We start from the raw sequence: 12947 nt of genomic DNA, 5'->3' as shown, positions 1-12947 counted from the left end.
CTAAATTGCCTAAAATAGGCGATTAAAGGACATATAGCGTATTTTGGTAGAACTTTCGAGTAGCTACTGAGCATAAGAACAATTTTATGAATTTTGTTTTTTTATTATAATTTTTTATACTCTTCTACGGGTGTACGGCGGACACCTTGCTGGCGATATGGCGTTGGAAATTTAACAAACGATTATGAAAACCTTTTGTTATATATTATGTATATTCGCATGGGTGGATAAGTTAATTATCCCAAGAAAGTGAATGACGTGATGCGCTATATTTGGCTTGTTTTGACATCTTCGTTCTTTTATATTGCATGTGGGCAAACCGTTGCGCAACGGGATATCGAGCACCGGTCCAATCAATCCAAGGATACTTCAATTAAAAATAAAATGGATACCGCGAAATATAACGAACTGACGCCTGAGGAAGAATATGTCATCATCCACAAAGGTACCGAACGGCCGTTTACCGGAGAGTTGCTGCACAACAAAGCCGAGGGAATTTACGCATGCAAACGCTGTGATGCCCCCTTGTACCGGTCGGCGGACAAATTTGAATCGCATTGCGGTTGGCCGAGTTTCGATGATGAAATCGAGGGTGCCGTAAAACGCCTACCTGATGCAGACGGAAGGCGCACGGAGATCATATGCGCAAACTGCGGCGGGCATTTAGGCCATGTCTTTCTCGGCGAACGTTTTACCGCAAAAAATACGCGTCATTGCGTCAACTCGTTGTCGATGAAATTCGTCCCCGCGAAGACTCCCTGACGATCAGCTCCGACGGCAATACGATCTGCTTCACCTCTTTGATTTTTCCGTCAAGTTGATTGAGCAGCACATTGATTAATTCGTCTGCAATCGCTTCAATCGGCTGCGAAACGGCCGTAATCGTGGGCGTAAACAACTTGAAGAGCGTATGATCGTCATAGGATACAACCCCCGGTAAGGGGGTTTGATAGTGCTTCAGGGCTTTCAGCCCGGTAATCGCCAGATAATTGGTGGCAAAAAAGATAGCATCCGGCTGCTGGTCCTGCAAAAATGCGTGAAAATCACGAACGGTCGTCTCTTCATCATCCCCCATATTGACTTTCTTGACGTAAGGTTGCAGCTTATAGGAATCAATTGCCCGCATATAGCCATTCATCCGATCCTGCATCTGCGTCTGGGAAGAATATAACGTAACCAGCGCAATACGCCGATAGCCTTGCTGTGCAAGATGGGCTGTCGCGTCATATGCCCCCCTTACATTATCGGAGACGACATAATTGGTTGCCAAACCGGGAATATACCGATCGAACAAGACCAAAGGAAGCTGGCTGTTAATCAACGATTGAATGGTATCGTCGACCCCTTCAGAGGGCGTAATGATGTAACCATCCACATGGCGATCCCTAAAAAGCTGAATCAGTTCGATTGTTTTATCCGGCTGGTTATCCGTACTGCAATAAATAATCCGATACCCCTTGCTATAAGCCCTGGTTTCGATAAGGCGAGCGATGTTTGCAAAGAAAGGATTTGAGATATCTTCAATAACAAGGCCGATGATTTTTGTCTTACCCGTCCGTAGGCTCTTGGCTAATTCATTGGGTTTATACCCGACTTTCTGTACATGCGCTAACACCCGTTTGGTCAGCCCTTCGCTGATGCGCTTCTCTTTTGCTTTGCCGTTAAGGATAAAAGATACGGTCGTAACCGACACGCCTAAATCTTTTGCAATGTCGCTGATAAGTATTTTTTTCTTCATAATAACTATTCGCTCCAGGCTGTAAGCTGTGGGCTATATGCTGTGTAGGTATTAAAAGTTTTAGCAAAAAAGCTTAATGTTTAGCTTCCGGACAAACGTATGGAATTTTTAATAAAGAATACAAAATAATTCATAAAAATAGTTCCTGTTTTAGAATAAAAAATTAGCTTTACAGCGAATTAAAATGGTAATTTTTTCTGAAACAGACATGCTAAGGCGTTTAAGCACTTCGCTACTATTTGCGACGATAAGTACCCTGTCATGGGCTCAGGACTCTTTAATCTCTTACGTCGATCCGTTTATCGGCACCGGTGGCCATGGACACACCTTTCCGGGAGCGGCCGTTCCCTTTGGGATGGTGCAATTAAGTCCGGATAATGGCCGGAGCGGTTGGGACTGGTGCAGTGGATATCATTACAGCGACAGCTTAATAGCAGGCTTCAGCCATATGCATTTAAGCGGTACGGGCATCGGCGATTGGCTGGACATATCGGTGATGCCATTGGAAGCACCACTTGATGACACCACAAAGGGCGTGAAGATACCTTTCAGCCATGACAACGAGCGGGCTTCTCCGGGGTATTACCAGGTAACGCTGGACAATGGTATCCAAGCCGAGCTTACCGCGTCGGAGCGCATTGGCTACCACCGGTATACGTATCCTCAAATTGACACTCCGGTGGTACGTTTTGATCTTGCATTTCGCCAAAATTGGGATACGCCGACCGAAACCCACATCAGCATCCTGAACGACAGCACATTGGTCGGCTACCGCTATTCTACTGGCTGGGCCAAAATCCAACGCGTGTATTTTGCTGCAAGAACCTCAGCCCCATTCGTCAAAACTATCCTCCATGACGGACAATCGGCTTCAACCATGACCGATATGGCCGAAACCTATGAGCGAGGCAAAGGCGTATCCGCTCAACTCCTTTTTGACGGAAGCCGGCATAAAACAATTGAATTGAAAGTTGCCCTATCGATGACCGGTTATGAGAAGGCCCTAAATGAATTGAATCATGCTAAAAAAGACCGGTTCAACGCCGCGCGCCAGACCGCCAAAGACAAATGGGAAGCCGAACTGCAAAAAATCAAAATCCGTTCGGAAAGCGACGAGCTGAAACGCGTCTTTTATACGGCGTTATACCATACGGCCCTGTCGCCAACGTTGTATGCTGACGCTGACGGCGAATACCGAAATGCACATGGTGATATCCATACGATGCCCAACGGTGCCAGTCGTTATACGCTTTTTTCACTTTGGGATACGTTTCGTGCATTAAAACCGCTGTTCACGCTGACGCAACCCGATAAATACACGGACATGCTTAATAGCATGCTTGCTTTCCATGACGAAAATGGGTTGCTCCCTGTGTGGGATCTCAGTACTTGGGAAACGAACACCATGACCGGATATCATGCCATCCCCGTGTTGGCCGATGCGATCCTCAAAGACTGGCCGGGGCTGGATGCCGAACGGGCGTATCAGGCCATGCTGAAAAGTGCTCATCAGGCTATTCGCGGCGTGCCGGATTACATAGCATACGGCTATCTACCACAAGATAAAGCCGGAGGAAGCGTGACCATCACGCTGGAATATGCATTTGACGATTGGTGCATTGCCCAAGTTGCCAAAAAGCTTGGCAAAACAGCAGATTATGCCACATTCATGAACCGTGCTAAATCGTATGCCAATCTCTTCGATAAACAGACCGGCTTTATGCGCGCCAAAAACAGCGACGGACAATTTATCGAACCGTTCGATCCGTTTTGGTCTGAGCATGACTTTGACAAAAGCCAATACATCGAAGGCAACGCTTGGCAGCACTCGTTTTTTGTACCCCACGATGTACGCGGATTGGCCAATCTATACGGCGGCAACGAAGGGCTGAGTACCAAATTGGACGAATTGTTTTCAGCTCCTTCGGAGATGCATGGAGATAACATCTCACCTGATGCAAGTGGCTTTATCGGCCAGTATGCACATGGCAATGAACCAAGCCACCACATCGCTTATATGTACAGCTATATCGGCGAACCCTGGAAAACACAAGACCGCGTACGCCAAATTGTGGACTCGATGTACCATGACGGCCCTGACGGCTATGCAGGCAATGAAGATGCCGGACAGATGAGTGCGTGGGCTGTATGGAGCATTGCGGGGCTCTACCCTGCCAACCCCGCCAGCGGGGAGTATGTATTTGGCAGTCCTATCGCCGATGAGACCATCTTCACCTTACCAAACGGCAAACAGTTCACAATACGTGCACTCGACAATAGCGAGAAAAACAGCTATATCCAATCAGCCACACTGAATGGCAAGCCCTACGAAAACACTTATTTACGACATCAAGATATGCTCAATGGGGGCGAATTGGTCTTCAAAATGGGCCCAAAGCCAAGCAAACGTTTCGGGCAAAAACCGGAAACCTGGCCCGGTAGCGATCAAAACCGGTACCCGAATCCGGCTTCTAGATAACTCTGACTCGGCGAGCCGGATCCCACCAACAACGCCTGATAAGCAAAGTTGAGCTCAAACCGCTGGTTAAATGCATAGCCGATGACCGGATTCAGCGCAACTCCAAAACGGCGATGCAGCCCATTGTAGGCACCACCTGCATTAAACTCCAGGTAAGCGGCATTGTTAGATATGGGCGCAGTTGTAGCAGATCGCCAGCCTTTGTCAAACAGATTGACCCGATGTCCCACCATGAGATACACAGAACTGATGTTATCGTATTTTCCGTTGTCAAAAGCTGTGAAAAAAGGTCCATCTGCCGGGCCGGTATGGGTGGCCTTTGCGGAAAAAAGGAAACGGTCGCCGCTGGCATGATTTGTAGGCAATAACCATTTAAAATGACCGCTGAGCCCTAAACGGTAATTTTCCGTATGATAATGCCCCAAAAGTCCGATAGCAAATCGGTGGCTGGGGTCTTGCTTATCTTGCGCAAACAAGAGAGACTGGGCCAACATCGCAGCGGCCCCGATTAATATTGCTTTCATATTAGACATTTTTGTTAGAACTAGACGACGGCACGCCCGTCGTATTAAAAACTAACAAAAAAAAAATGCCCTGGTTTCCAGGGCATTTTTTTATAATGCTTAGAAAGCCGTTAAGCCTCTTTCTTCTCCGGTTTGGGCAGCAATACTTTGCGCGAAAGCTTCAACTTGCCCTGTTTATCGATATCCAGCAGTTTGACAGTGACCATATCGCCTACATTGAAGATGCCGTCCATCGTTTCAAACCGCTTCCAGTCGATTTCCGAAATATGGAGCAACCCGTCTTTCCCTGGCAAAATCTCGATAAACGCACCAAACGGCATGATAGATTTTACCTTTCCCTCATAGATTTCGCCTACTTCGGGTTTAGCAGCGATGGCCTTGATTCGGCGCACAGCATCATCGATGGAGGCTTTGTTTTCAGCAAACACCTGTACCACTCCTTTATTATCGATCTCCTCGATCGCAATGGTGGCACCGGTTTCACGCTGCATCTCCTGAATGATTTTTCCACCTGGCCCAATAACAGCGCCAATAAACTCCTTATCGATGGTAAAGCTGACGATGCGCGGCGCATGCGGCTTGTAGTCGGCACGGGGTGCGGCAAGCGTTTTCTCCATTTCGTTCAGAATATGCAGCCGGGCTTCCTTCGCCTGCTCCAATGCTTGGATGAGCACTTCCCATTTCAGCCCATGAATCTTTAAGTCCATCTGGCAACCTACAATACCTCTGGCCGTGCCCGTCACTTTAAAGTCCATATCACCTAAATGATCTTCATCTCCCAGGATATCACTTAGGATAGCGTATTTGCCGGTCTTTTCATCGGTAATCAGCCCCATGGCGATGCCCGAGACGGGAGCCTTGATTTTGACCCCGGCGTCCATAAGCGCCAACGTACCGGCACATACGGTAGCCATGGACGATGAGCCGTTTGACTCCAGAATATCAGACACGACACGAATCGTATAGGGGTTCTCATCGCCGGTGGGCAATACCTGCTTCAATGAACGCATGGCCAAGTTGCCATGCCCTACTTCGCGACGGCCTGGCCCCCGGTTAGGACGCACTTCTCCGGTTGAGAACGCCGGAAAATTGTAATGCAAAATAAACTTATTGTACCCATGAATAAAGGCCCCGTCAATCAACTGCTCATCGTCCTTGGCACCCAATGTTACCGAAGTAAGCGACTGGGTCTCGCCGCGCGTAAAGATGGCCGATCCATGGGCAGCTGGGAGATAATCCACCTCGCTCCATATAGGACGTACTGTGCGTACATCACGGCCGTCAAGGCGAATACCTTCGTCCAATATCAGGTTGCGCACCGCCTCATATTGAACATCGTGATAATATTTTTTAATCAGAAACGCGGTTTCTTCATCGATTTCCTCTTCACCGAAAGCCGTTTCGATGAAGGCCTCTCCAATTTGTTTGAACTGTTCGCTGCGCTCATGCTTAGCTGACGCGGATTTCGCTACGGCATATACGTTGTCGTAGGTAGCTGCAAAAATCTGTTCGCGCAGTTCAGGGTTACTCGGCTCGTGGTTGTACTCACGCTTAACGGTTTTCCCCACTTTCTCGGCAAGCTTTACCTGTGCCTGCACTTGTTTCTGGATGGCCTTATGTGCAAACTCGATAGCCTCCACCATTTCAGCCTCAGATATCTCCTTTGCTTCTCCTTCAACCATCACAATGTCATTCGCGGAACCTGCAACGATAAATTCCAGTGTGGCCCGGTCCAATTCGCTCAACAGCGGGTTGATCACCAATTGGCCATCAATCTTAGCCACCCGCACTTCAGAAATAGGGCCGTTAAACGGTATATCCGATACCGCGATTGCCGCTGAAGCGGCCAATCCGGCCAATGCGTCCGGCATGATATCCTTATCCGCCGATATCAGCGAAATCATCACTTGGGTATCCGCGTGATAATCTTCCGGGAACAAAGGCCGCAGGGCCCGATCCACCAATCTGGAAATAAGAATTTCATAATCCGACAAGCGTGCCTCGCGACGTAAAAAACCACCGGGAATGCGCCCGGTAGCGGCATACTTTTCCTGATAATCTACCGAAAGCGGCAAGAAATCAGTTCCAGGTTTGGCTTCCTGTGCGGAAACCACGGTAGCAAGCAGCATGGTTTTCCCTTGCTTAACGACCACAGAACCATCGGCCTGTTTGGCCAATTTTCCAGTTGAAATCTCGATTTGGCGATCTCCGCCCATATCGATTGTTGTTTTGATTTCGTTGTAACTCATTTGTTGTTTCCATTCGATGTGCCGTTCGTCTTTTAGAAGCACATCACTTTATATATTAGACCTTTTAATTTTGCACAAACTTAGCTAAAATGCGCAGTATTCACGAATAAAAAAAAGCCATCTCCATATCGTGTATGGGATGGCTTCATAGAAAATTTTACCTGAAAGCTATTTGATAATATCACGCAAGCCCAGTGCTTTGATAATGGACCGGTAACGTTCGATATCCTTGTTGTAAAGGTATTTCAACAAAGAACGGCGTTTACCTACCAGCTTTTGCAAAGAACGTTGGGTAGCAAAGTCTTTCCTGTTCGTTTTCAAATGCTCTGTCAAATGAGCAATCCGTTTGGTGAATAAAGCCACCTGGCCTTCGGCAGAACCTGTGTTGGTTGCACCTCCGGCAAATTCAGCGAAAATATCCGCTTTGTACTCTTTACTTAAATACATTACTTGAATAATATTAAAGCGTTAAAAAATATAGGCTGCAAAGGTACGTTATTTTTGATTAGGCTCCAAATGTTTTTGGCAGCGCACCCGTATTATCAACGGTCGGTAATTTACCAATATATAACCGGCTTTTATAGGACAGCCGAACCTCGCCCCCCTCTTGATAGGCGTTGAATAGCCCAGCCAGCGCGTCCAGCATTTCACCGATTACCGGTGATTTTTCATCGGGCATGTATGAATAGGAAAGCGTGCGTCCTTGTAATTGTTCAAAGGTCAAACGATCGGTATGGACAAATTCCTGGTATGTCGGCACCTCGGGCGCAAAGAACGCCAACACGTCCGGCGGCCCCATTTTGCGTTGGCTGACCTGCAGATAATCCACGGAATAGTGATGAATAAGCGCTTCGTACTCCGCCTCAAACTTGCTTTCTGAATTGCGGGTATTCCAGACTATCGCGATATAGGTACTATCCTTGCCAATACGTAAAAACTCTATCTTGGTCTTTCTCAAATCGAACCAATGGAAGGCCTGCGCTGCCACAATGAGATCCACGGACCCGGCGTTTAACCCTGTTGATTCGGCGGAGCCATCAACAAATACGCAATTATCAAATGCCGCCAGTCGCCGACGCGCGAATCGGCGCATGAACGAGTTGGGCTCCACCACATAAATAGGATTGCCCCAGACCGCTATCTGTTCGGTAAATATCCCTGTACCCGCCGCGATATCCGCGATGGTATGTGTGGCTGCTAACCCGATATGGTCACGCAGAAAACCGACCAGTTCGGCCGGATAGTTCGGTCTAAACCTGTCGTAGTTTTGTGCCCTGCTAGAAAATCGATCGATACTGTTCCGTGCCATAGCGATTACCTGTGTAAAAATAACTGAATTTCCTTAAATTAACCGATTCGGCACCGTTTAATTCACTAAATTTGCCTAGTTCATTCTTATGAAACCTTCAATTTGTTACCCACTGATTCAGCTGCTTACAGCAGCGCCGGTTACACCGACTGCTTGCAACCTGTATGCTATCGCGTCACTGACGGCCTATTTACTCAAACCCTTCAAATTATGGCCTAGATTTTTTCAGGATGACTGGAGAGTCGCTTCGCATTGATAAAGGGAATTATGGCATCAGCATCAAATTATAGGCGATCACATGAATAACAAATCCGTGAAGGAAAAACGAGAGAAACCGCTTCGAACGTCCATCTTAAAATTGCTCTATTACCGAGGGGCGCTTTCGTTAGCGGAGCTGAGCACCTATACGCAAAAAAGCATACCGATTGTTACCAATGCGATTGCCAGCCTGGCAAAGGAAGGAATCGTTATTGAAAGCGGATTGGCCCCATCAACGGGCGGACGGCGAGCAGTGAAATACCGGCTCAACAAGAAAACGAAGAAATACATCGTTGCCGTAGCAATGGACCAATTTATCACCCGTATCGCGCTATATAATTTGCTAAACGAAACCGTGTACCCCCAAGCGACGTTGTCCCTGCCTTTGCGTGACAACCCTAACGCTTTCCAGCAGTTGTGCTTCGCCATCGAACGGTATATCAATGCCTCTGATATAAAAAGAGCGCACCTGATCGGGATAGGTATCGGCATGCCTGGCTTCATCGATGTCGAAAACGGGATAAATGCCACTTTCCTCACCGATGATGGTGAGTTCGGGTTGCGCGACAGGCTTAGCCAGCGGTTGGGGATGCCCGTTTTTATCGAAAACGATTCGAGCACCATCGCCATTGCAGAATTACATTTCGGGGCTGCCAAAGACATGGAAGACGTCATGGTCGTCAATATCGGATGGGGCATTGGCCTAGGCATGATCGTCAAGGGCAGTTTATTCCGCGGCCATAACGGGTATGCCGGAGAATTCAGCCACATACCCTTGTCCCAAACCAATAAGATTTGCTCCTGTGGTAAACGGGGGTGCCTCGAAGTTGACGCTTCCCTCTTGGTTGCTGTTGAGAAAGCAAAAGAGGCGCTCGCTGAAGGGACTTCATCCCGATTGGCTACGCTTTTTGAAGACCGCACCAAAACTGAGGGCGACCACCTTATCGACGCAGCACGCAGCGGCGACCAACTCGCGGTATCATCGCTGTCTGACGCCGCTTTTATGATCGGTAAAGGAGTAGCCACACTTATCCATATCATGAATCCCGAACGAGTTGTTCTGAGCGGCAGAGGTGCAGCTGCGGGTAAGATCTTACTCGATCCGGTTCAACGCGCCATCAACGAGCTCTGCATTCCAAAACTGGTGGAGCATACGGATGTAGTGGTATCACAGTTTGGCTATGAAGCAGAACTGCTGGGCGCGGCAAGCCTTGTAATCGAAAATGGGCACTTAGAAACGCCGCAACAATAGCTTAGTGACAGCCCCCCATATAAATAAGTGATCCGCTATAGTAGACCAATGCATTGGCACGGCTAGTAGCCGGATTCCTGAAATCACACCCTAGGCAGAGCCGAACAACCAAACGTAAACTTCATAAAAAATCAAAAGAAAATACTTTTTAAATTTTTTTATTAAGTCACCTAAAACATCAGGTTTACAGACAACATACAATTATAAAAATTTGATACTGACGCGTTTAATCAAACAATTTAACATTTTTTAACGATAAATATTTAATTTTTGTCGTATGTTTGTCTCAACGGTCAACCGATAAAGAGAGGTTTCCCATCACAGACCCTGAAATTTCAGCACATCCTTGATGGAAACCATGTGCGATACAAGAAATCGATATTTTTGATACGAGATAGACCGGCAATTTATCATTAATTTGGTCGGTCGATAAGATTTTGGTTTGTTTTAATAGGTAGGAAGACGCCGATTACCGCCCTGGTAATCGGCCTTCCATTTTTAAGCCCCTACGAGATCGCTGCTGTCTTTCCGGCCAGCCAATGTCGCGTTTCTTGATCTAAGTAAGGAGCGAGTTTCTCGTACACCGTTTTGTGATAGGCATTCAACCAGTCAATGTGTTTAGCGTCAAGTAATGACCTATCAATAAGGCGGGTATCGATGTAGCAATATGACAACGTTTCAAAGGCCATAAACGACCCGAATGCGGTGTCGGTATGATCAACGCTCAATACGAGGTTCTCAATGCGAATGCCGTATGATCCTTCGCGGTATAAGCCCGGCTCGATAGACGTTATCATTCCCCGTTCAACGGGCACATCGATAGCAGCCCCGTTGAACGTATGCGGCCCCTCATGTACATTGAGGAAAAAACCGACTCCGTGTCCTGTACCATGCCCATAATTGCGCAAGTGGTCCCAAAGTGGTTTACGCGTGATGGCGTCGATTTGATAGCCACGGACGCCTGCAGGGAAGACCGCTGTACTTCCCTCAATCATTCCTTTGAGCACCAAGGTATAGTCTGCTCGCTCAGCTGCCGTGATATTACCTAACGATATTACCCGGGTAATATCGGTGGTCCCGGTACGGTATTGGCCACCGGAGTCGACCAACAATAATCCATCTGGCCGCAATACACTGTCGCTCGCTGGAGTAGCCTTGTAATGAGGTAATGCACCATGTGCCTTGTACCCGGCTATTGTATCAAAACTTTCGCCCACGAACCCATCTTGCTCCGCACGAAACTGACGGAGTTGCTCAGCTAACGAGATTTCGGTGATGGAGCCACCATCGATAGCCTCTTCAAGCCATTTGAAAAACTTTGTGAGCGCCACGCCATCCTTAATCATCGTTTGCCGGGTGTGCGCGATTTCTACATCATTTTTTACAGCCTTAAAACGCGTGGTAGGATTCGTTTGTTCGACAACAAAAGCCGTTGCCGGAATCATGTTGTAAAGGGCAAAGCATGTACGCCTGGGGTCTAACAGCATAACACTGTCTTTACTTAAACCGCGTAACGCATCGGCGGCATGCCCATAGTCATCCACGGCCACTCCTGATGCTGCTAACGATGCCCGGTCGGTATCTGTCAGCTTTCGGCCATCGACAAATAGCGTGGCTGTATCGGCTGTCACAAGAGCAAACGCCAACACCACCGGATTACAGGCTACATCACTGCCTCGGATATTAAAAAGCCAAGCAATATCATCAAGAGACGAGATAAAATGGGTTCCTACACGGTGCCGTTCCATTTCGTCACGTAATCGTTGAAGTTTCGCCGAGGTTGATTCGCCAGTAATGGCTGCATCCAACAGATATGCCGGAGCACTTGGTAACGCCGGCCGGTCTGCCCATAGCGGGGTAAGCAGATCCATATTCGAGCGCACCTCCATCCCTCCGGATAGCAGCTTGTCCTGCACCGTTTTAGCCAACGATACCGATGTCAGCATGCCATCAAATGCCACCACAGCGCCGGCGGGAAGGTGCCCGGCCAGCCAGTCGGCATATTCAGGGGCATGCTGTACTTTAAGCCTCATCAACTCATATCCGCTGCCCGCCAGCTGCTCACTGGCTTGTACAAAATACCTGGAGTCCGTCCACAGCCCGGCAAACGCGGAAGTAATCGCCAACGTACCGGCCGAGCCCGTAAAGCCTGAAGCCCAAGCCATACACTTGTAATGCTCCGGTAGATACTCACTGATGTGAGGATCAGAAGAAGGGATAATATATGCGTCGATACCTTGTGCTTTCATTAGGCCGCGGATAGCAGCCAACTTTTCATTAGGGGTCATGTTTGAACTATATTTTGAGGCACAAATTAGGAAATATTCAGCAATTACCCGAAGGATCATTTAAAGCGGGTCAGGACGCAACAAACCTTTTTGTAGCAAAACTGTTGATAATCACATGAGGTTTTTACTTTTTGCGTTACTCACACCCCATGTCGCCCAACAAGAACCACCCCTCCAAGAGCTTCTTGGCTATCGCAACAACAAGGTGATTCCAGTTGTTATCGAAAAACAGGTCTTGACCGCGTTGGCTCACTATCCGGAATTAAAAGACACGCGTATCCGCTTTATTTTCACCCGGAAACTGAAAAGTTCGGTCATGGCTGCTCGTCCCGTGATTGGCTCGTTGTTTAAAAAGCGTAAAAAACGTACATATGACATCCTCATCAATCCGGTTTTTAAACTTGAACACAGCTTTGAAACCATCCGACAGATTCCGGATAGTGTCCTGATTGGTTGGATTGGCCATGAATTAGGCCATATTATGGATTATGAAGGTAGGAGCACCTGGGGCCTTATGGGCTTTGGAATTTCCTATTGGCTATCAAAAAAATATATACGTAAAGCCGAACGTGTAGCCGATTCCTTTGCCGTAAACCGCGGAATGGGTGACTACCTTTTGGCAACCAAGTCGTTCATTCTGGATCATACTGACCTGCCGCAGGCTTATAAAGACAAAATTGCCGCCTTATACCTCTCCCCTGATGACATCGTTGAACTGGTTGCCGAACTGGAAAAGGAGGATGAAGGCAAAAAGGATGAAATTCTAGCAGAAGAGGAAGAAGTGGTACGGGAAGCAGAGGCGGAGCTAAAAGAACACCCCCCTACCTCTTAGACGTTCCCTTAACTGGAT

10 protein-coding genes are annotated in these 12947 nt (G+C 47.8%); 4 read left to right on the top strand and 6 right to left on the bottom strand.

Annotated elements, in window-relative coordinates; all coding sequences use genetic code 11:
• Nucleotides 1-261 precede the first annotated feature (261 nt).
• The gene (locus B5X72_RS14235; protein ID WP_079717580.1) at nucleotides 262-762 is read left to right on the top strand and encodes a methionine-R-sulfoxide reductase; all 501 of its coding nucleotides are present in this window, start codon (nucleotides 262-264) and stop codon (nucleotides 760-762) included.
• On the opposite strand, the gene B5X72_RS14230 is transcribed toward B5X72_RS14235, so the two are convergent.
• Entirely contained in the window at nucleotides 719-1738 is a 1020-nt protein-coding gene (locus B5X72_RS14230; RefSeq protein WP_079717579.1) for a LacI family DNA-binding transcriptional regulator, read from the bottom strand. The two genes, B5X72_RS14235 and B5X72_RS14230, sit on opposite strands and share 44 nt — an antisense overlap.
• 208 nt (nucleotides 1739-1946) lie before the next feature.
• Between B5X72_RS14230 and B5X72_RS14225 the strand changes: the two genes are divergently transcribed.
• Nucleotides 1947-4217: a GH92 family glycosyl hydrolase gene (locus B5X72_RS14225; protein ID WP_139378705.1), complete on the top strand. Its 2271-nt coding sequence runs from the start codon at nucleotides 1947-1949 to the stop codon at nucleotides 4215-4217.
• Here the strand turns inward: B5X72_RS14225 and B5X72_RS14220 are convergent.
• From B5X72_RS14220 to B5X72_RS14205, 4 genes are all read right to left on the bottom strand, one after another.
• Nucleotides 4184-4741 carry a hypothetical protein gene (locus B5X72_RS14220; protein ID WP_139378704.1) on the bottom strand — a complete coding sequence of 186 codons (558 nt, stop codon included), beginning with the start codon at nucleotides 4739-4741 and terminating at the stop codon, nucleotides 4184-4186. The two genes, B5X72_RS14225 and B5X72_RS14220, sit on opposite strands and share 34 nt — an antisense overlap.
• A gap of 110 nt (nucleotides 4742-4851) precedes the next feature.
• Entirely contained in the window at nucleotides 4852-6990 is a 2139-nt protein-coding gene (gene pnp, locus B5X72_RS14215) for a polyribonucleotide nucleotidyltransferase (RefSeq protein ID WP_079717686.1), read from the bottom strand.
• A gap of 168 nt (nucleotides 6991-7158) precedes the next feature.
• Nucleotides 7159-7437: a 30S ribosomal protein S15 gene (gene rpsO, locus B5X72_RS14210; RefSeq protein WP_079717577.1), complete on the bottom strand. Its 279-nt coding sequence runs from the start codon at nucleotides 7435-7437 to the stop codon at nucleotides 7159-7161.
• Nucleotides 7438-7495: 58 nt separating this feature from the next.
• On the bottom strand, nucleotides 7496-8299 hold the full coding sequence (locus B5X72_RS14205; protein ID WP_079717576.1) for a class I SAM-dependent methyltransferase: 804 nt from the start codon (nucleotides 8297-8299) through the stop codon (nucleotides 7496-7498).
• Nucleotides 8300-8597: 298 nt separating this feature from the next.
• Between B5X72_RS14205 and B5X72_RS14200 the strand changes: the two genes are divergently transcribed.
• Nucleotides 8598-9809 (top strand): ROK family transcriptional regulator, encoded by a 1212-nt coding sequence (locus tag B5X72_RS14200; protein ID WP_079717575.1) that lies wholly within the window; start codon nucleotides 8598-8600, stop codon nucleotides 9807-9809.
• 506 nt (nucleotides 9810-10315) lie between these two features.
• Here the strand turns inward: B5X72_RS14200 and B5X72_RS14195 are convergent.
• On the bottom strand, nucleotides 10316-12097 hold the full coding sequence (locus tag B5X72_RS14195) for an aminopeptidase P family protein (RefSeq protein ID WP_079717574.1): 1782 nt from the start codon (nucleotides 12095-12097) through the stop codon (nucleotides 10316-10318).
• A gap of 115 nt (nucleotides 12098-12212) precedes the next feature.
• Here B5X72_RS14195 and B5X72_RS14190 point away from each other — a divergent pair, with 115 nt between their 5' ends.
• Nucleotides 12213-12929, top strand: a complete 717-nt coding sequence (locus tag B5X72_RS14190) for a hypothetical protein (RefSeq protein WP_176146215.1) — start codon at nucleotides 12213-12215, stop codon at nucleotides 12927-12929.
• The last annotated feature ends 18 nt before the right edge of the window (nucleotides 12930-12947 follow it).

It is taken from the genome of Parapedobacter luteus, assembly GCF_900168055.1.
GTDB classification, from domain to species: domain Bacteria; phylum Bacteroidota; class Bacteroidia; order Sphingobacteriales; family Sphingobacteriaceae; genus Parapedobacter; species Parapedobacter luteus.
Note: the sequence above shows the minus strand (reverse complement) of the source record. Positions and strands in the feature narration are given on the sequence as shown.